This is a genomic window from Thalassomonas sp. RHCl1 (assembly GCF_947387555.1).
Lineage (GTDB): Bacteria > Pseudomonadota > Gammaproteobacteria > Enterobacterales > Alteromonadaceae > Thalassomonas.
The window spans coordinates 50,301-73,430 of sequence record NZ_CANDNZ010000013.1; the positions used below are offsets into that span (position 1 = coordinate 50,301).

A 23,130-nucleotide genomic window follows, 5' to 3' on the forward strand; every position below is an offset into this window, starting at 1 on the left:
AAAGATTATGACACAGCAAGTGGTGGGCGTGATTGGCGCCGGGGTAATGGGAGCAGGCGTCGCCCAGAATCTGGCACAAAGTGGTTTTAATGTTGTATTGCTGGATATTTCAACGGCAATACTGGACAAAGCAGCTAATGATATCCGCAACAATATCCGGTTTCAGGCATTTGGCCAAAAAGACAAAAGCCGGCTCGATGATCCCGATGAGGTTTTGCAGCGTATCGTCTTTACAACCGACTATGAAGCGTTGGCGCAGGTATTTTATGTGATCGAAAATGTGTCCGAGCAATGGCACGCGAAAAGCAGTGTTTACCCGCAACTCGAAGCCGTTTGTCCCGCACATACCGTGTATGCCGCCGATACCTCATGTTATTCCATCACCCGCATTGCTGCCCTGACCAAACGTCCCGATAAGGTCATCGGCATTCACTTTATGAACCCCGTGCCTATGAAGCCGACGGTAGAAACCATCAGGGGCTGGCATACCTCTGAAGAAACCATAGCGATCACAGATAATTTGCTCTCAACCATGGGCAAGACCAGCATCCTGGTGGAAGATTCCCCCGGGTTTGTTTCCAACCGCATCCTGATGCTGACGGTTAACGAGGCGGTATTTACGGTACAGGATCAGGTGGCGGATGCGCAGCAGGTAGACGAGATTTTTAAAAAGTGTTTTGGCCATAAAATGGGGCCGTTAGAGACGGCGGATTTAATCGGTCTCGATACCATTCTTTACTCTATTGAAGTCCTGCATGAGAGTTTTGCCGACAGTAAATACCGTCCTTGCCCCCTGTTAAAGAAAATGGTGGATGCCGGGCTGCTCGGGCGCAAGAGCGGCGAAGGGTTTTACAAATATTAATAACAATGCTACGTAAAGGATTAGCCATGAACTTCGAAGAAATAGCAGTAAAATCACATGAATTTGTCTCGCAATATCTTAATGGTGCTGAAGTTGGCCGTGAAGTGGACTTATTTGCCACCGGTATGGTGAATTCGCTGTTTGCCATGCAGCTGGTGTTGTTTGTTGAAAGGGAATTTGGTTTTGCCGTGGACAATGAAGATTTGGATTATGACAACTTTAGATCCATCAATGCCATTGCTGATTTTGCCGGTAGAAAATTAGGCCTGGGCGCCACAGCTTAAGGAAAGAAAAGCCATGGATATTGAACTGACTGCAGAGCAAGAGGCAGCCCGGGGACAGTTCCGGGATTTTGTCGAGCGCAGGCTGATGCCCTATGCCGACGAGTATGACCGCCAGGAAGAAATGCCAGCCGGGTTAATTGGCGAAGTCGCCGAACTGGGCTATTTGGGGGGACTGGTGCCCGAGCAATACGGCGGCGTGGGTATGGATAGCATTACCTGGGGACTGTTGTGTGAAGAAATCGGCCGGGGCAGCGCCTCCTTATTATCCCTGTTTACCGTGCAGGGTATGGTGATCCAATCGATTCTCAAATGGGGCAATGAAGATCAGCGCCAGGACTGGCTGCCCCGTCTGGCCACGGGAGAAATTATCGGCGGTTTTGCCCTGACCGAGCCGAATGTCGGCAGCAATGCCTCCTCTGTTGAAACCCGCGCCACCCTGATCGACGGCCACTGGCGGCTGCACGGGCAAAAACGCTGGATTTCCTTTGGTCAGGTATCAAACCTGTTTGTGGTTTTTGCCCAGTCAGAAGGCAAATCCGTGGCCTTGCTGGTTGAGCGAGACTGTCAGGGCTTTTCCACTAAGCCGATCACCGGCATGCTGGGGTTTCGCTCCGCCATGCTGGCAGATATCTTTCTCGACGGCTGCAAAGTACCCCAAGCCCACCTGCTCGGACGTGCCGGCTTCGGTTTTTCACATGTCGGCGGCGCAGCGCTGGATCAGGGGCGGTATTCTATCGCCTGGGGCTGTCTGGGGCTGGCGCAGGGGGCTTTGGATGCCAGCCTGGCATACAGCGGCCAGCGCCGGCAATTTGGCAAACCGCTTAAAGAGCATCAGCTGATACAGGAGCTGCTGGCGGATATGATCACCCAGATCCAGGCCGCCCGTATGCTTTGTTACCGCGCCGCTTCACTGAAGCAGCGGGGAGAGCCCTCCCTGATCATGGAAACCTCGATCGCCAAATATTTTGCCTCCCGCATGGCGGCAAAAGTTTCCGCCGATGCGGTGCAGATCCATGGCGCCAACGGTTGTTCGGACCAATACCCGGTACAACGCTATTTACGCGATGCCAAAATCATGGAGATCATCGAAGGCAGCAATCAGATGCAGCAGATTATCATAGCCAAGCACGGCTATCAGGAGCATGCGGTAAAGCAGCAGCGTTTGGCGCAATCAAAAGATGACGGCGGTGAAGCATGAATATGGAACAGGCGAGCGCTTTAGAAGAAGAACAACGCCAGCGCTTGGTTAAATGTGTGGTGTGGGATCTGGACAATACCCTGTGGGACGGCACGCTATTGGAAGGCGGCATCAAAGGTTTGCGTCCCGGGGTGTTGGCCCTGATGAAAACGCTGGACCAGCGGGGTATTTTGCAGTCGATTGCCTCAAAAAACGAACACCGGCCGGCGCTTGAGCAATTACAGTCCTTAGGCATAGCCGAGTACTTTCTCTGTCCGCAGATCAACTGGGGAGCCAAGTCGGCCTCCATCGAGCGGATTGCCAAAGCCTTGAATATCGGCCTGGATACCTTTGCCTTTATCGACGATCAGGCCTTCGAGCGTGAGGAAGTGGCTTTTTCCCTTCCCCGGGTGTTATGTGTTGACGCTAACGAGCTCGACAGCCTGGCGGCGCGCGCAGAGTTTATTCCGCGCTTTATTACCGAAGACTCAGCCCGGCGCCGCCAGATGTATATGGCGGATATCAAGCGCAATGCCGTGGAAGAGCATTTTGAGGGGGCGCAGGACAGCTTTCTGGCGAGCCTGAAAATGAAGCTGCGTATCGGCCATGCCTGCGAGGCCGATCTGAAACGGGCGGAGGAATTAACCCTGCGCACCAATCAGCTCAATACCACAGGTTATACCTATTCCTATGATGAGCTCAATGCTTTTCGCCAATCCGAAGGCCACCATTTGCTGGTTGCCAGCCTGGAAGATAAATACGGTACTTACGGCAAAATAGGTCTGGTGCTGATCGCCCTGGAGCAGGATGTCTGGGTGATCAAATTATTGCTGATGTCGTGCCGGGTGATGACCCGGGGGGTCGGCACGGTATTGATCAACCACCTGCGCAACCAGGCACGCGAACAGGGAGTGCGCCTGCTTGCCGAAATGCTGCCCAATGACCGCAACCGCATGATGTATATGACCTATAAATTTAACCATTTCAGTGAACTGGAAAAACAGGGCCGGCTGGTTATTTTTGAAAATGACTTGAGCATAACCCATGATTTTCCCGCTTACCTGATCCCCGAGATAGGTGAATAACTATGGACGGTGTAACTTTATTCGATATGACGCATTTGCAGCCGGGTATCAAGGGCTATTCCGGCGTGGTGTCCGATGGCCGCTATTTTTATTTTATTCCGCTAAATAACGGCGATTTTTTCGGCACTGTGGCGCGTTTTGATATCGCCAAACCCTTTGATGAAACGGCCTCCTGGGATACCTTTGACAGCACGCAGCTCGATGGCGGCAGCCGGGGGTTTATCGACGGCTTGTTTGACGGGCGTTATCTTTACCTGATCCCTTTTTGCAATGACAAACATCACGGCCAGATCACCCGTTACGATACCCAAAAACCCTTTGATGAACAAGATAGCTGGCGGGTATTCGATTCTACGGCCATACACCCCAACAGCCGGGGTTTTGTCAGCGGCTGCTTTGATGGCCGTTATATCTATTTGTCCCCCTACCAGTTAGATCACAGCACCCATCACGGGCAGGTGACCCGTTATGATACCCAAGGCGGCTTTAGCGACCCCGGTTCCTGGCAGGTCTTTGATACCGCACAGGTTCATGCCGACAGCCGGGGGTTTCATTCGGCGGTAAGCGACGGCAAGTATGTTTATTTTATTCCCTACCTGCGCGACGGCGGCGAGCACAGCAGCATGCTGCTGTGCTACGACCTCAGTCAGGGGTTTGAGCATCCCGGCGCCTGGCAAGCTTTCGATATGGCCGCACTGGGGGAGCAGTGCCGGGGATATATAGGGGCGGTATATCATAAGGGCATGCTGTATTTTGCCCCCTACCGCAATAACGAGCAAAGGCACGGCAATGTCCTGCGTTTTAATACCGATATGAAGGTACAGGACCTGGCGGCCTGGACGGTATTTGACTGCGCCCGGGTGGAGCCGGGCAGCCGCGGCTTTTTTGGCGCTCTGTGCGATCAAGACTATTTGTATCTGCTGCCCCACTGCCGGGCACTGGGACAATATCACGGCCAGCTTGCCCGTTATAGGTTATCCGGGGCCTTTGATGACCCGGACAGCTGGTCGGTTTGTGATCTGGCCCTGGCGGATCCTGCCTGCCGGGGCTTTATCGGCGGCGTGATCCATCAGCAGCATTTGTATCTGGCGCCGTTTGAAACCGATACCGGATGTCACAGCGGACTGGCGGCCCGCCTTGACCTGAACTTAGAGCAAGTGTGGCAACAGCCCGCGCTTGAGGCGGTCGATTAATTTTGACTTGTCATTGTTATTTCTGGAGAGATAAATGAGTGTCCCGCAAAAGGTAACACAAGCTGTCAGTCGTGCCGATGTTGAACAAATGTTGCGTGATTTTATGGCGAAGGTTTTGCCGTCTGCGCCGACGCAGGCCGATATGCACGTCCCGTTTTTGGAAATGGGGGCCAATTCGCTGGCGCTGATGGAAGTGCAGCGCGCGGTGGAATCCCGTTACGGGCTGACGATTAGCATTCCACAATTTTTCCAAGAGCTGACCCATGCGGCGGCTTTGGTGGACCATATTGTCGAAAATTGCCGCCAGGCGGTTGACGATACCACCAGCGATCCATCCGTGGAGGCGCCTGCAGCAAGCTTTGCAGCTAACCGGGCAGGGGAAAGTGCCGCGCCGGGGACAGCAGCCAGGCACGCAGCTGCGCCGTCTATGATACAGGCGGCAGGCGAAGAAGAGCTGCAGGCGATTTTTACCCGCCAGCTGGAAACGGCTTCCCGGACCATCAACCGCCTCGTCGCCAGGCAACTGGCCCTGTTAGGCGAACTTGATGGCGGGGAGCAGGTTTCCCCCGCAGAGACACCAGGCGCCGCTGCACAGGCAAAACAGCCCAGCGCCGCAGATAAGATAACAGCTAAGCCGGGGCAAAGTGCAGACAAAAAGAGTGCAGACAAGAACAGTGCCGACAAAAACAGCTCGGCGGCCGTGATGCACCGCATGCTGTCGCCGCTGGAAACACGCGCCAGGGGCCTGAGCGAGCAGCAAAGCAAACACCTGGAAAGCCTGATCAGCGCCTATACCGGCAAAACCCGGGAGTCTAAAAAGCTCGCCGCCAGGCACCGTCAGGCCCTGGCGGACAGCCGGGCTTCGGTGGGCTTTCGCTTTACCACCAAAGAGATGTTATATCCTGTCGTGGGCAAGCGGGGACAAGGGGCACATTTGTGGGATGTCGACGGTAACGAATATATCGACATTACCATGGGGCAGGGGGTAACGCTTTTTGGCCACCACCCGGAGTTTATCGAACAGGCATTGGCGGATCCCGAAAACGATCACCGGCTGCTCGGACCCCGCTCGGCACATGCCGGCGAAGCGGCGGCGCTGGCGTGTGAGCTGACGGGTATGGAAAGGGCGACTTTTACCAATAGCGGCACGGAAGCCGTGATGGTTGCCATGCGCTTAGCGCGCGCCGCGACCGGACGCAATAAAATAGTCATGTTTGAAAACGCCTACCATGGCCATGCCGATAATGTAATGGGGCGGCCTGTCTGGCAGGAAGAAACGCTGACCACAGTACCGGTAGCACCGGGGATCCCCCAGGCAGCCGTTGATGACATCTGGATACTCGAATATGGCAGCGACAGCGCATTGGACTTTATTCGCGCACATGGCGGAGAGATTGCTGCGGTTATGGTTGAGCCGGTGCAAAGCCGCCGCCCGGACCTGCAGCCGCGGGAATTTTTGCACCAGTTGCGCAGCATCACCGAGCAGTCCGCCAGCCTGCTGGTGTTTGATGAAATGATCACGGGTTTTCGCATCCACCAGGGAGGCGCTCAGGCCTGGTTCGGCGTTAAAGCGGATATTGCAACTTACGGTAAGGTCCTGGCGGGCGGCATGCCCGTTGGCATGGTGGCGGGGGCGGCGCGTTTTATGGATGCCATCGACGGCGGTGCCTGGCAATACGGCGATAATTCCTACCCGGCTGCGGACCGTACCATCTTCGGCGGCACTTTCTGCCAGCACCCGACAACCATGATCACTACGCTGGCGACCTTACGTTATCTCAAGCAGCAGGGACCGGCACTTCAGCAGCAGTTGAATGCCCGCACACAATACCTGGCCGGCGAGCTGAACAACTTTTTTGACGAGCAAAATGTGCCGATGCGGGTCATTTATTTTGGCTCATTATTCCGTTTTTCTTTCTCGGGTAACTTTGAACTCCTGTTCTATCACATGATGGAAAAAGGCATTTTTATCTGGGAATGGCGCAACTATTTCTTGTCTACGGCGCACACGGCTGAAGATATCGAAAAGATTATTCAAGCGGTAAAAGAGAGCGTGGCGGCATTGCAGCACGGCGGCTTTATTACCCCGCCGGACAGGGATACTGATTTGCCTGCCCCTATGGTGCTAAGTCAGGCGCAGCAGCAGTTGCTGACCTTGGCCCGGATCCTGCCCGAGGGCTCTAAAGCCTACCATGTCAGTCCGCTGCTGCAGTTGCAAGGGCAGTTGCAACCTGCGGTATTGCAACTTGCGGTGCGTGAAGTGATGCGCCGCCACCAGGCATTAAGAGCCCGGGTTGTCGACGATCAGCTGCAGATCATGCCGCTGGAGCAATTAACCGCTGCGGGTATGACTTCCACCGACTTAAGCGGCCATCCTGACCCGGAATCAGCCCTGGAACAGTTGCTCGCCGGGCATGCCGAGCAGGCTTTTGATTTGTCCCACGGACCGCTGTTTGAGGTGCATTTGTTCTGTTTGGCTGAGACCGAACACCGTTTGCTGATCAAAGCGCATCATATAGTGACCGACGGTTTGTCGGTTAACCTGATTGTCCGTGAGCTGGCAACGATTTACAGCGCAAGCTTGCAGGCACAGGAGCATAAGCTGCCCCGGCCATTGCCGCTGGGGGATTATCTGCACTGGCAGCAAAATGCTTCATTTGAAAAGCAAAAAGCCTATTGGCTGGCACAGCTGGCGGGTGAACTACCGGTGCTGGATCTGCCCGTCGACAGACCCGAGCCGGTAACAAAAAGCTATCGCGGCGGACGTTATCGTCAGCTTATCGCGGCGCCGCTTCTGGCAAAGATCCGCACATTAAGCCGTACCGCCGGCTGCACCGATTTTATGACCCTGTTTAGTGTCTATGCCCTGTGGCTGCACCGTTTATGCCAGCAGGATGATGTCCTGATCGGTATTCCCGTTGCCGGGCGCAGTTTACCGGAAGGAGAGCAGTTAGTTGCTTATGCGACGCATTTGCTCCCGGTGCGCAGCCGGGTGCAATGGCAACAGTCCTTCAGTGATTATTTACAGGGGATGCGCGATACCCTGTTGGCAGGTTATGAAAATCAGGATTACCCGTTTGCCCGGCTGCTTGATGAACCAAGATTGAAAGGCCGGCGCGGTAACCTGATCTCCGCCGTGTTTAATTTAGATCGCCCCGGCCAGGCGCCGGAAATGGCTGGCATGCAAGTGAAATGGCTGTCGCAGTCCCTTCACTATACCGCTTTTGCGCTGACCCTTAACCTGACGGAAGTTGACGACGAGATGGTGCTTGAGTGCGACTTCAGCCGGGATTTATTTGATGAGGCAAGCATAGCGGCTTATGTGGCCGGCTTGTTTACCTTATTTGAGAGTATTGTCGACGATCCCGGCCAGGCGCTGGAAAAAATCCCCTTGCTGGACCAGGCTGCGCGTCAACAGGTGCTGGTAGACTGGAACGATACCGCCGCTGATTATCCCGGTAACTTATGTCTCAGCCAGTTGTTTGAAACCCGGGTTGCCGATGCGCCTGAGGCCATTGCATTAAAAGAAGGCGAAACTGAAATCAGCTATACCGAGTTAAACCGCCGGGCCAACTGCCTGGCGCTCTGGCTGAAAAACCAGGGGGTAGGTCCTAATGTCGTGGTCGCCGTATGCCTTGAGCGCTCGGCTGAGCTGGTGGTAAGTTTGCTGGCGGTGATGAAGGCGGGCGGGGCCTACCTGCCGCTCGACCCCGCATACCCGACACAGCGCTTGACCTTTATGCTCGAAGACGCCGGGGTGGCGCTGTTATTGACGCAGCACTCCCTTGCGGCGCGCTTTGACGGTTTGACCGGCCTGGAGACCTTGTGCCTGGATACGCAGCAGGCGCTTTTTGCCGGCAATAGCGGCAATAACCCGGATATTTCCCTGAGCCCGGAAAATCTGGCCTATTTGATCTATACCTCAGGCTCGACCGGGCAGCCTAAAGGCACTTTGATAACACAGCGCAGTCTGGTGAATTATCTGGCCTGGGCGGGACAATATTATCAGGCGGCGCAGGGGGACGGTGCGCCGCTGCATTCATCAATCAGTTTTGACGCCACCCTGACCAGTTTGTTTTTGCCGTTATTGAGCGGACGCAAGCTGGTGCTGCTGAGCGAGGGCGGCCAGGAAATCGATCATATCTGCACTGCGCTCACCTCAGAGACCTGCTGGAGCTTTGTCAAACTGACCCCGGCGCACCTTGAGCTGGTCAATGCCACAGTGGAGGGACAGTCCCTGGCACAGCAAACCCGCTGCCTGGTATTGGGGGGAGAAGCCCTGCTTGAAAGCCAGCTTGGCAACTGGCACCAATATGCCCCGCAAACGCGTCTGGTAAATGAATATGGCCCGACCGAAACCGTGGTTGGCTGCTGCATTTATCAGGCCGACACCGGCCGTGTTCCGGGCAATACCGCAGGGACAGTACCGATCGGCCGGCCTATTGCCAATACCCAGTTGTACGTCCTGGATCAAAACCGCCAGCCGGTGCCCGTTGGCGTCAAGGGCGAACTTTATATCGGCGGCGACGGCGTTGCCCTGGGCTATCACAACCGCCCCGAGCTAAGCGCTGAGCGCTTTGTGACCCTGGCAGAAACCGGTTTAAAAGACCTGTTGCCGGCCATGGCGGACAAGCGCCTTTACCGCACCGGCGATATCGTGCGTTATCTGCCCGACGGCAACCTGGTGTACCTGGGACGCTGCGATAACCAGGTAAAAGTACGCGGCTTCAGAATCGAGCTGGCAGAAATTGAAGCGGGTTTGACCCGCCAGGCGCAAGTACGCGAGGCGGTAGTGATCGCCAAACAGCACAGCAGGCAGGATGTGCGCCTGATTGCCTATATTGTCGCCGAGCATGCCGATACTTTTGATGAACAGGTTTTGCGCATGGCTTTAGCCGATGCTCTGCCCGCCCATATGTTGCCCGGCGCCTTTGTCTTGCTCGATGTTTTGCCCCTGACTGCCCATGGCAAGGTCGACCGCACGGCATTGCCGCCGCCGGATAGGTTACGTGCAGAGCTGGCCCCGGCTTTTGCTCACCCGGCTAATGAAGCGGAAAAGAAAATTGCCGCTATATGGTGCGAGCTGCTGGGCATAGAACAGCCGGGTATCAACGACAGTTTCTTTGAGCTCGGGGGGCATTCCTTGCTGGTGATCCCCTTGCGTGACCGTTTGCAGGCGACATTCGGCAAAGCTTTGCTGCCTGTCGATATCCTGCGTTTACCCACGATCGCGGCGCAGGCGCGTTTTATGACGCAGGCGCCGGACAAGGGCAGGGGCCAAACCCAAGAGATTCAACAGCGCGCAAGCCGTCAGCGCCAGGCTTTTAAAAAGAAGAAAAAAAGGAGTCAATGTGCTTAATACAGCCGATGCAAATAATAGCCATCCCCTTGGGGATGAGGGATCAGGCGACAAGGCATTTACCGACGAACTCGAAGCGGCCGCCATCGTCGGCATGGCCCTGCGCGTACCCGGCGCCGACAGCCTGGAGCAATTCTGGCAGAACCTGCGCGATGGTGTCGAGTCGATAAGCTTTTTTAACGACGATCAGCTGCGCGCAGCGGGTGTCCCGGAGTCAGCCTTGTCCGACCCGGATTTTGTCAAAGCCTTTGGTTTATTAGAAGGGGCGGATCAGTTTGATAATGACTTCTTTGACATTCTGCCCAGGGAAGCTGAAATCTTAGATCCCCAGCATCGCCAGCTGCTCGAATGCAGCTGGCAAGCCTTAGAGCATGCCGGCTATGGCCCGAACAGCCAAAGTTTTAGCGATGCCGGCTCTATCGGCATGATGGCGGGAGTCGGCCTCAACAATTATTTACTCCATAACCTGGCGGGGCGCAAAGATGTCATCGAAGCCCTGGGAGGCTGGCAGCTGACCCTGGGCAATGATAAGGATTTTGCCGCCACCCGGGTTGCCTACAAACTGAATTTATGCGGCGCGGCCATGAACGTGAGTACCGCGTGCTCCACCTCCCTGGTGTCGGTTGCCATGGCCTGTCAAAGCCTGTTGTCTTATCAAAGCGATATGATGCTAGCCGGGGGCTGCTCGATTCACCTGCCCCAGGATCAGGGTTACTGGTACCACCCCGGCGGTACCTTGTCGTCCGACGGCCATTGCCGGGCTTTTGATGAGCAGGCCCAGGGAACGCTGGACGGCAACGGCGTGGCCGTGGTGGTGCTAAAACGCCTCGATGACGCCATAAAAGCTAAGGATACCATTTATGGTGTGGTGCGCGGTTTTGCCGTTAATAACGATGGCGGGCATAAAGTCGGTTATACCGCGCCGAGTGTCGAAGGACAATCGGCGGTGATCCGCGAGGCGCAGGAAATGGCGGAGATCGGTGCCGATACCTTAGGTTATGTTGAAACACACGGTACCGGCACAGACCTGGGGGATCAGGTTGAAATTACCGCACTAACCGAGGCTTTTCGCGAAGCGGGCATCACAGGCAAGCAGGTATGCGGTTTAGGCTCGGTAAAAACCAATGTCGGCCATTTAGATACCGCCGCGGGCACAACGGGGTTAATTAAAACCGTGCTGGGCTTAAAGCATGGCCAGATCCCGCCCTCGCTGCACTTTACCCGGGCCAATCCCAAGCTTCATCTGGACACCAGTCCCTTTTACGTCAATGCAGCGCTGCGGGACTGGCCGCGCCTTAAGGGGGCGCCGAGGCGGGGTGGGGTCAGCTCTTTTGGCATTGGCGGCACCAATGCCCATGTTATTGTCGAAGAGGCCCCCGCAGTGCCGGCGCCAACCCCCGGGCGTCCCTGGCAGATGCTTGCCCTGTCGGCAAAAACCCAGGGGGCATTGCAGCAAAACCGTCATCGCCTGGCGAATTACCTGGCCTGCCAGGACAACACTTCACTGGCGGATATCGCCTATACCCTGCAGACGGGACGCTGTGCTTTTAAGCAGCGCCAGGCGGTGGTAAGCAGCAGTTGCGGCGATGGCGCCGATAAACTCAATACCTTATCCGCACCGCAGGTTTTTTGCGGCGAAGCAGGGGAGCAGGCACCGGCTGTCGCCTTTATGTTTCCGGGACAGGATGCACAATATGCCGGCATGGCCGAGTCCCTTTACCGGGACGAACCTTTGTTTAAACAGCATATAGACCTGTGCGATGAAATTGTCCGGCGCGAGCATGGCATAGATTTGCTGTCACGTTTATTTGCCGGCCACAGGGAGGCGGACGCACCGGACTTTTCCCTCGATCCCTTGCCGATATTCGTGACCGAATATGCCCTGGCGCGCAGCTTGCTGGCATTGGGAATACAGCCCCGGGCCATGATGGGCTCCAGCCTGGGAGAATATGTCTGTGCCTGTCTGGCGGAAGTGATCAGCCTGGAAGATGCATTGATGCTGGCCATCAGCTGCGCAGAGCTGTTTTCTCTGGTCGAGCCGGGGGCATTATTGTCGGTTTCTCTGTCACAGAGCGAGTTGCAGCCGCTGCTAGGGGACGGACTTGCCCTGGCGATGGTTTGTGCGCCCAAGCAATGTGTGGTGGGCGGGCGTCCCCAAGCGGTTGCCGCTTTGAAGACAGAGCTGGCACAACGCGGGGCCTCTTATGTTGATAGCCCGCTGGACCTGCCCTTTCATACTGAATTTATGCAGCCCTTGCTTGCGCCGTACCGCGCCCGGTTACAACAAGTTAAGTTCAGCGCGCCTAAAATACCTTTTGTTTCCTGCGTTACCGGAGACTGGATTGACCCTGAGCAGGCAAGGGATCCCGAGCATTACCTGCGTTTGGCCGTGCAAAGGGTTGAACTGAGCAAAGGCTTTCAGCGGCTGTTTTCACTTGCCGACTGTATCTTCCTTGAAGTCGGACCCGGGCAGAGCATGACCGGCTTTGCCCTGTTGCAGCAGGACCGTCCGGCGGGGGCGCAGATCATCCCGAGTTTATCCGACCCCCGCTACGCGGCCGCACAGGAGCTGGCATCGGCGGATTCGTTTTATTTTCAGTCGGCACTTGCCCGCTTATGGGTGGCGGGGCTGGATATTAGCTGGCCGGCATTTTACCGCAACCAGGCGCGCCGGCGTATTGCCTTGCCCGGATATGCCTTTGAACATAAACGTTACTGGCTGGATGCGCAGCCGTCTGAGCCGTTAGCCGACGGGAGGGAAACTGAGGGTAAACAGGCAGATCCTGCGCACTGGTTTTATCGGCCCTGCTGGCAGGAACTTGCCCGGCCGGCTCCGGCGGATCTTGACGGGCAATGGCTGGTGATCGGCGAACCCGGCGGTTTAGCGACTCCCCTGGTTGAACATTTGCGCGCAGCCGGCGTTGAGGTTGTCTGTTATTCGCCGGCCAGCCTGGCAACGGCTGCCGACTGGGATGCGGTCTTTGCGGTGACGGGGGGCGAAGAGCTGTCATTTGATCACCTTGTTTATTTAGGCCTGCTCGATCAGCAGCAAAGGGATGACAGCAGTTCGCTCGAAGCGGGATTTTATCCCTTGCTGGCACTGGGGCAGTCGCTGGGCCGCCGTGTTTTTTCCGATACCATTAAGCTGACTTTATTGACGGACAAAAGTTTGTCGGTAGGCGGCGGTGAAATAACCCCCGCCAATGCCGCTGTACTCGGCCCCTTACTGGTCCTGCCCCAGGAATACCCGAACCTGCAGTGCCGCATGATAGATGTGCAAATACCTGAGTTAGCCTGGCAACGCGCGCGTTTGCTCGATGATCTACTGGCGGAATTCACCGCCCGGGAGCGGATTGTCGCTTTAAGAGCCGGACAGCGCTGGGCGGAGACATTTGAGCCCGATCGGGCGGTATCTCTGCCCGAAGCCGGACGGGAAGGAAAGAAAATTTTCCGGGACAAGGGGGTTTATTTGATCACCGGCGGCCTGGGCAATATAGGTCTGGCGCTGGCGGAATGCATCGCCCGGCAAACCAGTGGGGTTCATTTAGTGCTGACAACGCGCCGGGCCAGTTTAGCCGCCGGCAGCGAGCGGTTACAAAAAGTAAAAATGCTCGAGACCCTGGGGGCAAGCGTACAGGTTGCCCATGCCGACTGCAGCGACGAAGCGGCCATGAAGGCATTGCTCGATGAAGTGGAACAGCACTTTGTCCAAATCCATGGCGTGATCCATGCCGCCGGGCTGGTTGGCCAGGAGTCTTTTGCTACCGTGGGGGAAAGCTCGCGTGAGTTTTGCATCAGGCAGTTTACCCCTAAGCTACAGGGGGTACGCGTGCTCGAGCAGGTACTGGCTGACCGTCCGCTTGATTTTTGTATTTTATGCTCGTCCCTCTCCTCGGTTTTAGGCGGCCTGGGCTTTGCCGCCTATGCCGGTGCCAATGCCTGCCTGGATAGTTTCGTCATCGCCCACAACCAGAGACATGCCAGTCGCTGGATCAGCGTGAACTGGGAAGGGTGGCGCTTTGACGATGAGTTAGATAACAGTCAGGCGGGGGCTGCTCTCGCCGAATTAAGTATGTCACCGGCAGAAGGCCTGGATATCTTTGAGCGTATCTTGCAGGCGCCGCACAGAGACCGCCTGGTGATCTCCAGCGGCGATCTGAAATACCGCATGCAGCAATGGGTCGCCCCGAAAGAAACCTTGCCGCCGGTTGCTAACGCAGCGGCGACACATGCCCGCCCCGCCATGCTGGGGGAATATATTGCGCCTTCGGGGGAGGTTGAACTGCAAATAGCCCAGTTATGGGAGAGTTTGTTAGGCATCAGCGGCATAGGCGCCGATGACAGCTTCTTCGAGCTGGGGGGCAATTCGTTGTTAATGACGCAATTGCTGGCACAGATCCGAAAAATTTTCCGCCAGGAGCTGTCACTGACGTTATTGTTTGAGCGGCCGACGATTGCCGACATTGCCGGCATGATTCTCCAGGTGCAGCAGGATAGCCGGGAGGCGGAAGCCGAGCGTGAGGAAGGGGTGTTATAGGGTAATGTTTTTATTTTAACAAAAGAGCATAGCGGCACTGAAGTGGGGTTCCCCGATGAAAGTTAGCGGGGCAGTGCCGGGATATACTTCTGATTATTAAGGGATTGTTTTTATGGATATGGATGCAGCCTCCTTGTTGTCTGAGTTGGAAATGCTGGATATCAGGTTAAGCCTGGATGATGGCAAGCTACGCTACAGTGCCCCTAAGGGGGCGTTGCAGCCCTTGCTGTTGAAACGCCTGAGCGATCATAAGGCCGATTTGATTCGTTTGCTTGAGCAGCGCAGTACAGATCGGCAGCAGCTCTGGGAGGAGGTGGCGATCCCCCGTCAGCCCCGGGATAAAGGTTTGCCGCTGTCTTTTGCGCAGCAACGCTTTTGGTTTCTCGACCAGCTCGACCAGGGAAACTCCGCCACCTTTGTGATGCCGCCCGTGGTGCTGCGCTTTGAGGGCAAACTCAATATTTTGGCCCTGCAGCAGGCGCTCAATGAGGTGGTGCAGCGCCATGAAGTGTTGCGCAGCGCCTTTCGTATCGAAGAGGATGAGCCGGTCCAGCGGGCATTGCCTGAGGCTGAACTGGCCTTGCCGGTATCGGATCTGACGGCCTTAACCCCGGCGGAAAAAGAGCAGCGCATCGATCAGGTGATCCGCGAACAGGCATTGCAGCCGTTTGATTTGCAACACGGCGATATTTTGATGCGTGCTTTAGTGTTAAAACTGGCCGAAAACGAACATGTCTTTATGCTGACCATGCATCATATTATCGGCGACGGCTGGTCGATGGGCATTTTGATCGACGAGTTGTCGCAGCTTTACCGGGCCCGTATTGCCGGTGAGCCCGTCAGCAAAACCTTGCCACCCCTGCCGATCCAATATGCCGACTATGCCGTCTGGGAGCGTAAGCGCATGACGGGGCCGCGCCTGGCACATCACAGGGATTACTGGCTGGCTCAACTTAAGGGTGCGCCGGACTTTTTGCCGCTGGCAACAGATCATCCCCGCCCGAAAGTACGCAATAACCAGGGCAGCGCCGTCTATTTTCAATTGGGCAGTGACAGCGCCGGACAGCTGGCCAGGCTTTGCAGCGATAGCGGCGTGACGCCCTTTATGGCTTTATTGTCGGCTTTTGCGGTGTTGCTTTACCGCTATACCGGCGAACAGGATATGGTGATCGGCTCGCCGATTGCGGTGCGTCCCCATAGCCAGAGCGAAGCCCTGGTGGGGTTATTTTTAAACACCCTGGCATTGCGGATAGACTTGAGCGCCAACCCGAGTTTTCATACCTTACTGGCCAGGGTGCGCAAAACGGCACTGCAAGGCTATGAGCACAGCGAAATGCCATTTGATCAGGTGTTGCAGGCGCTGGATCTGGAGCGTAACCCGGAACATACGCCGCTATTTCAGGTATTATTCGCCTTACAAAATGCCCCCATGGGAGATGTCGAACTCGATGGTTTGAATATCAGCGGCCGGCCGACCCAGTCGTTGCATTCGCCGTTTGATCTGGTGCTGTCTTTAGAAGAAAGCGATAACGATATCCAGGGTTTTTTCCGCTACAACACAGATTTATTTGAACGGGCGAGTATAGAACGCATGCTCGGCCACTTCAGGCTGTTATTGCAGGGACTTTTGACCAGGCCGCAGGAGAAGATTGCCACCCTGGCGATGCTAACCCCGCCCGAGCTGGCGCAGCTTAGCGATTGGCGCGGCGGCCAATACCGGGCGGCGGCGGATAATACCCTGGTCCAGGCATTTGCCCGACAAGCCGCAGCCAGCCCGGCAGCGGTTGCACTGCGCTTTGGCGACACCGGCTTAACCTACCGCCAGCTCGATGAAAGGGCCAACCAGCTGGCCCGGCGTTTGCAAAAAATGGGCGTGGTCCGGGGGGATTTTGTCGGCTTGTGCAGTCAGCGCTCCCTTGAACTTGTCATTGGTATTGTCGGGATCTTAAAGGCCGGCGCGGCTTATATTCCCCTCGATCCCGCTTATCCCCAAGAGCGCCTGGCTTATATGGCGCAGGACAGCGGCATACGCCTGCTTGTCACTTACCGATCGGAGCCGTCATTGGCGGTGACTATGCTAGATCTGGAAGATCCGTCTTTGGTGCAGGAAAGCACAGCTCAGCCCGGGATAACACCGGCTGCAGAGGATATCGCTTATGTGATTTATACCTCAGGTTCAACCGGTCGCCCTAAAGGGGTTGAGGTGAGCCATTACAATGTTATGCGCCTGTTCCGCGCCAGCGAGTCCCTGTTTGGTTTTGGCAGTAACGATATCTGGAGCTTGTTTCACTCTTACGCCTTTGACTTTTCGGTATGGGAGCTCTGGGGCGCCCTGTTATACGGCGGCCAGGCGGTGGTGGTGCCGCTGGACATAGCCCGCTCGCCGGAGCAGTTTCAGCCGTTTTTACGGCAAAACGGGGTCACGGTTTTAAATCAGACGCCATCTGCGTTCAGGCAGCTTATCGATGCCGATCGCCGCCTGCAGGTATCCCGGCACCAACCTTTGCCCCTGAAATGGGTTATCTTTGGCGGCGAAGCGCTTGATCCGCGCAGCTTATCCGCCTGGGTTGACCGTTATGGCCTGGACGCGCCCGAATTGATCAATATGTACGGCATTACCGAAACCACGGTACATGTTAGTTATTACCGCCTTCGGCAAGAGGATATCGACACCGGCACCAGCCTTATCGGCAGGCCGCTGCCGGATCTTTCCCTTACCCTGGTCGACGCCAACAATCAGCTGGTGCCCCTTGGCGTGCCGGGTGAGATGCTTATCGGCGGCGGCGGTGTGGCCAAAGGTTATCTGAACCTGCCGGAGCTGACCGCAGAACGCTTTATTGATGATGGCTTTACCGGCCAGGGGGCTCAGCAGCGTTTATACCGCAGCGGTGATTTAGCGCGCTGGCGCGCCGACGGCTCCCTGGAGTATTTGGGCCGAATCGATCATCAGGTGAAAGTGCGCGGTTTCCGCATCGAACTGGGAGAAATAGAGCGCTGCCTGGGCAACTTGCCCCAGGTCACAGAAGCTGTAGTATTAACTCGGCAAGAGGCCGGCGGCGCGCGCCTGGTGGCTTATGTCGTCTCGGATAACGATCGGGACGGCGCTTTGCCGGCATTATTGCGCAAGGAGCTGGTATCACGGCTGCCTGAGTATATGATCCCGGCGGCGATCCTGGTATTACCCGGCTTACCCTTAACCGCCAACGGCAAGCTGGACCGAAAAAAACTCGACAGCCTGTTTCTGGAAAACCGCAGCGGGGTCAATACCGGCGCCCCCTTATCGGCGCCGCCGCAGACGGCACTGGAAAAGTTGTTGGCAACCCTCTGGTGCCAAGTGCTCGATATCGAGCACATCGGCCTGGATGACAATTTTTTTGAGCTCGGCGGTGACTCGATCCGCGGCGCGATTTTAGCCAACAAGATCCAGCAGCGTATCGAAAGCGTGGTTTATGTGGTGGCCTTATTTGAGGCGCCGACCATACGTCTGCTGATTGACTATTTACGCCGCCATTACCCCGAAGCCATGGCGAGAATGGGCGAGGCAGATATCAGGCAGCTGGACGATGCCTTTATTGACGAACAGAGCCTTACCGATTTTCGTGCCCTGATCCCGCCGACCCCCAGCCACCCGGTTTCAGGCAAATTGTCCGGCGACGGCAAAAAAAATCCGCGGGCGATTTTCGTGCTCTCGCCGCCGCGTTCCGGCTCGACCTTATTGCGGGTCTTGCTGGGAGGACATTCGGATTTGTTTTCGCCGCCGGAGCTGGAGTTGCTCGGCTTTGATACCTTGGGCCAGCGTAAAAGGGTTTGCTCCGGACGCGATGCCTTTTGGCTTGAAGGGACATTGCGGGCGGTGATGCAGGCATGTGATGTCGATGCCGACGGCGCCAGGGAAATCATGGCTTCACGGGAAAGTGCGGATATGCCGGTGCAAGCTTTTTACGGCGAATTGCAAGGCTGGCTGGGGCAGCGTATCCTGGTTGACAAGTCTCCTTCCTATGCCCTGGATCCCGGCATTATGCAGCGGGCAGAGGCCTATTTTGAAGAGCCGCTTTATATCCATTTGCACCGCCATCCGTATGGCATGATCCACTCCTTCGAAGAAGCCAAGCTCGACCAGATTTTTTTCCGCTATCCCCACCAATTGCCGGTGCGCCGTTTAGGGGAACTGATCTGGCTGCACAGCCACCGCAATATTGGCCAGTTTTTAGCAAATATTCCGGACCATCGCCAGATAAGCGTCAGTTTCGAGCAGATGACGCAGCAGCCGGAGGCAACCGTGAAACAGTTGTGTCGGTTTATCGGCATAGACTTCTCTGCCGATATGCTGGATATCTATAACCGGCAGCAGCAACAGCGCATGACAGACGGTATCCATCGGGAGTCCAAAATGTTGGGGGACGTTAAGTTTCATAGCCACCAACGGATAGATGCCGGAATAGCCGAACGTTGGCGGCAAAATTACCGGCAGGAGTTTTTGGGAGAGCCTTCACGGCAAATGGCCGAAGTGTTTGGCTATAACCCGCGCATAAACGCAGAAAACCTGCCGATCCCCCGGCTTGAGCGCAAAGGGGAAAGCTTACCCCTGTCATTTGCACAGCAAAGGCTGTGGTTTTTGGATCAGCTCGAAGGGGCCGGCGCCGCCTACAACATGCCGGTGGCCTTGCGGATAAAAGGACAATTAGCGCTGGATGCCATGGCGGCCAGCCTGAATGCGATAGTAAGGCGCCATGAAACCCTGCGCAGCCATTTTGAAACCGTCAGGGGAGAGCCCGGGGTACGGCTTGTCGATACCCTGCCGGCGATGGCAACCATAGATCTCAGCCACCTGGACAGCCAGTTGCAGCAGCAGGCACTGGCGCAGCATATAACCTCGGATGCAAAGCAGGTATTTAATCTGGCAACGGGCCCCTTATTTCGCTGCTCCCTGCTGAAGTTGGCGGCCGATGACCATGTTGTCCTGGTCAATATGCACCATATCGTTTCCGACGGCTGGTCTATGGGCATTATCGTGAACGAGTGGAGCCGTTTGTATAATGCTTTTGTCGCCGGGCAGGCCTCGCCGCTGGCGCCTTTGGCGGTGCAATATGGCGATTATGCCGCCTGGCAGCACGAGCAGCTAAAAAGCGGCAAGCTGGAGCATCAGTTAGCTTATTGGCGCAAGCGTCTGGCGGGAGCGCCTGCTTTGCTGGCGCTGCCGACAGACCGGCCCCGTCCCGCGGTACAGCAGTTCCACGGGGATAGCTTTAAGCTGAACCTTAACGGCTCGCTTTCTTTGCGGCTGAAACGTTATGCGGAGCAGTCCGGGGTTTCCCTCTACATGTTATTGCTTGCCGCCTTTGCGGTGTTATTGATGCGCTATAGCGGGCAGCGGGATATCGTCATCGGCTCGCCTACGGCAAACCGCAGCCGCAGCGAACTTGAGCCTCTGGTGGGCTTTTTTGTCAATACCCTGGTGATGCGTTTGGACGTTGCCGGGGAGCAGGCCTTTGACGGTTTTTTAAAGCAGGTACGGGAAGCGGCGCTTGAGGCATATGCCAACCAGGAAGTGTCGTTTGAGCAGCTGGTGGAAGAGCTCAAACCCCGGCGTAACTTAAGCTATTCGCCTTTGTTTCAGGTGATGTTCTCGATGCAGAATACTCCTGCGGTAACCCCGGATTTGACCGGACTGGAAGTATCAGAAATCTCCGGCGCACAGGTGGTTTCCAAATATGATTTAACCTTGGAGGTGAGTGAGTCGGGGGCAGGACTGGAAGCTTGCTTTGAGTACAATAGCGACTTATTTGACCGCGACACCATTAAACGTTTTGCCGGCCACTACAGCAATTTATTGCAATCGATATTAACCGGCTCCCGGCAGGCATTAGCCCGCCTGGCGATATTGGACAAGGAGCAAGAAGACTGCCTGCTTAAGGGCTGGAATCAAACCCGCCGCCCGATAGACGGGCCCTTGACTATCCAGGGCATGTTCGAGAGGCAGGCGGATAAAACGCCAGACGCGGTGGCGGTAAAATGCGGCGCAGACAGTTTGAGCTACCGCGAACTCAATCAGCGCTCACAGCAACTGGCACAGCGGTTGCGGGCACTTGGCCTGGCTGAGGGCTCCCTGGCGGCGGTCTGTCTTCCCCGCTCCGCGGATATGCTGGTGGCTTTGCTGGCGGTGCTCAAATCCGGCAATGCCTATGTGCCCCTTGATCCTAAATATCCCCGTGACCGTATCCGGGAAGTGCTGGAAGATGCCGGCGTCAGCCTGTTGCTGACCGAAACCGGCCTGCTGTCTTCTTTTTCTTCCCTGGCCTGTCCGGTTTTCTGCCCCGATGCCGGGCAGCAAGGCTGCGCCGTGCCTGAAGCAAGAGTACCCGAAACAAAAATGCCTGAGAAAAAAGCGCCAAAGAAACAGGATAACCCGGCGCTGGCCTATGTGATATATACCTCGGGCTCAACCGGCAAGCCCAAGGGGGTCGCGGTTACACAGCACGCAGCGGTTAACTTTTTATCGAGCATGGCGCAGATGCCCGGCATCACCGCAAGCGATACCCTGCTGGCGGTGACCACAGTGGCTTTTGATATTGCCGTACTGGAGCTTTACCTGCCGCTGACGGTTGGCGCCACCCTGGTGATTGCCGACGAGGAAACGGTGCGCGACGGAAGGTCTTTGATGCAAACCCTGCTGGCCGAACAGGTAACTGTGATGCAGGCAACGCCGGCCACCTGGCGCTTGTTACTGGCATCGGGCTGGCAGGGGGATGCCCGCGTGAAAGTCCTGTGCGGCGGAGAAGCGCTGCCCTCAATGCTGGCGCAGCAGCTGTTGCCGGAAGTCGCGAGTTTGTGGAATCTCTACGGGCCAACGGAAGCCACGGTATGGTCAAGCCTGCAGCAGGTTAAGCCGGCGGACCTGATACATGCAAGGATCCCCATCGGCAGGCCGATCGCCAATACCCGGATTTATATTTTAGACAGCTGCCTGTCGCCGCAGCCGGTAGGGGTCAGCGGCGAGCTCTTTATCGGCGGCGACGGACTGGCAAATGCTTATCTGAACCGCCCGGAGCTGACCGCGGCAGCTTTTATCGAAGATCCTTTCCTGCCGGGACAGCGCCTCTACCGTACCGGGGATTTAGGGCGTTATTTGCCCGATGGCCGTATTGAGTATTTGGGGCGTAATGATCAGCAAATTAAAATACGCGGTTACCGGGTGGAGCCCGGCGAAGTCGAACATGTGCTTGGCAAACAACCCGGGGTTGACATGTGCGCCGTGGTACTTGACCGCCCCGAGAGTGAAAATAGCCGGCTGATTGGCTATTACCTCGGCGGTGAAACCGACCGCAGCCAATTAAAGCAGGCGCTGGGGCAAGTGTTACCCGATTACATGGTGCCGGATTTACTGTTGCGCCTCGAGCAGATGCCGTTAACCGAAAACGGCAAAGTCGATCGGCGGGCGCTGGCCCGGCTTGAAATCGAACAGGCATCGGCGGAGTATCTGGGGGCACGCGATACCCTCGAGCTGGAATTACTGCGTATCTGGCAGGAAGTGCTCGGTATCAAAGTTATCGGCATCCGCGACAATTTCTTTGATTTGGGGGGACACTCGATTATTGCGGTGCGCCTGATGGCCAAGATAGCCCGGCAATTTGACCGCCAGCTGCCGCTGGCAAGCTTATTCCAGGGCTCGACGGTTGAAGCGCAGGCGCAACTGTTGCGCAGTGACGCCGATGACAAGATCTGGTCTTCGGTAGTGCCGATCCAGTCTCAGGGCCAGGACGAGCCGTTCTTTTGTGCGGCCGGGGCCGGGGGCAACCTGGTCTATTTCAATGAGCTGGCAAGGGCAATGGCGGGCAGCCATCCCTTTATCGGTTTGCAGCCGCCGGGACTGGACGGAGAAACGCCGCCCTATACCCGGGTAGAGGAGCTGGCGCGGCACTATCTCGATGATATTCAGCATCACGGCTATCAGTATCCGCGTTTTGTTGCCGGACATTCTTTTGGCGGCCTGGTGGCCTTTGATATGGCGGCGCAGCTTAACAAGCTGGGCCATGCCCCCCAGGTGCTGGTATTGATCGATACCCCGGCGCCCCATTTCTTCCAGCCAACCGGGCAGGACTGGTCGCAGGCGCAATGGCTGGCCCAGGTCTCTGAGATCATCAGCCATCTCTATCAGGTTGATGCCGCCATTTCGTCACAGGAGTTTGCCTCCCTGGATCACGAAGCGCAGCTGGCCTTGCTGCATCAAAGGCTGATAGCAAGGGGGGTTTTGCCTGAGCAAACTAATATCAGCTTTTTACGGGGCTTTATTGAAGTCTATAAGGCGAACCTGTGTGTTGATTATTCGCCGGCAAAACTGCCGGCCAATACCCGGGTATTGCTGCTGCGCTCTAAGGAGCAACAGCCCGAACAATTGATCACCGAGCAGTTTGCGACGTTGCGCACCTCTTTGGATCTGGGCTGGCAGCGCTATTTTGAGCAGCCGGTGACGGTCACTGAAGTGCCCGGCGATCATTTAACCATGATGCGTTCACCTAATGCGGAGGTGCTAACCAGGGAAATATCAGATTTTATCAGCAGTTGAACACATATGTATAAAGCTTAAGCGTTTGAAAATAGTTGTATTTTAATAACGGGTAACCTCTTTTTACTAT

Annotated in this window: 8 protein-coding genes; all 8 read left to right on the forward strand. The window is 56.2% G+C overall.

The window, feature by feature from the left end:
• The first annotated feature begins 7 nt into the window (after positions 1-7).
• The 8 genes from QL234_RS25720 (at position 8) to QL234_RS25755 (ending at position 23,060) form a co-directional block, all read left to right on the forward strand.
• Entirely contained in the window at positions 8-862 is an 855-nt protein-coding gene (locus tag QL234_RS25720) for a 3-hydroxyacyl-CoA dehydrogenase NAD-binding domain-containing protein (RefSeq protein WP_281560624.1), read from the forward strand.
• 26 nt (positions 863-888) lie between these two features.
• A complete protein-coding gene (locus QL234_RS25725) occupies positions 889-1,146 on the forward strand; it encodes a phosphopantetheine-binding protein (protein ID WP_044833078.1) in 258 nt (85 codons plus the stop codon).
• A 13-nt stretch (positions 1,147-1,159) separates the two neighbouring features.
• The gene (locus QL234_RS25730) at positions 1,160-2,344 is read left to right on the forward strand and encodes an acyl-CoA dehydrogenase family protein (protein ID WP_281560625.1); all 1,185 of its coding nucleotides are present in this window, start codon (positions 1,160-1,162) and stop codon (positions 2,342-2,344) included.
• Positions 2,341-3,408 (forward strand): HAD-IIIC family phosphatase, encoded by a 1,068-nt coding sequence (locus QL234_RS25735; RefSeq protein WP_281560626.1) that lies wholly within the window; start codon positions 2,341-2,343, stop codon positions 3,406-3,408. Before QL234_RS25730 ends, QL234_RS25735 begins: the two co-directional genes overlap by 4 nt.
• Before the next feature lie 2 nt (positions 3,409-3,410).
• Positions 3,411-4,601, forward strand: coding sequence for a hypothetical protein (locus tag QL234_RS25740; protein WP_281560627.1), 1,191 nt, complete (start codon positions 3,411-3,413; stop codon positions 4,599-4,601).
• 34 nt (positions 4,602-4,635) lie between these two features.
• Positions 4,636-9,960, forward strand: a complete 5,325-nt coding sequence (locus tag QL234_RS25745) for a non-ribosomal peptide synthetase (RefSeq protein WP_281560628.1) — start codon at positions 4,636-4,638, stop codon at positions 9,958-9,960.
• The gene (locus QL234_RS25750) at positions 9,953-14,497 is read left to right on the forward strand and encodes a type I polyketide synthase (protein WP_281560629.1); all 4,545 of its coding nucleotides are present in this window, start codon (positions 9,953-9,955) and stop codon (positions 14,495-14,497) included. The genes QL234_RS25745 and QL234_RS25750 overlap by 8 nt, the downstream gene beginning before the upstream one ends.
• Positions 14,498-14,609: 112 nt before the next feature.
• A complete protein-coding gene (locus QL234_RS25755) occupies positions 14,610-23,060 on the forward strand; it encodes a non-ribosomal peptide synthetase (protein WP_281560630.1) in 8,451 nt (2,816 codons plus the stop codon).
• Positions 23,061-23,130: the final 70 nt, after the last annotated feature.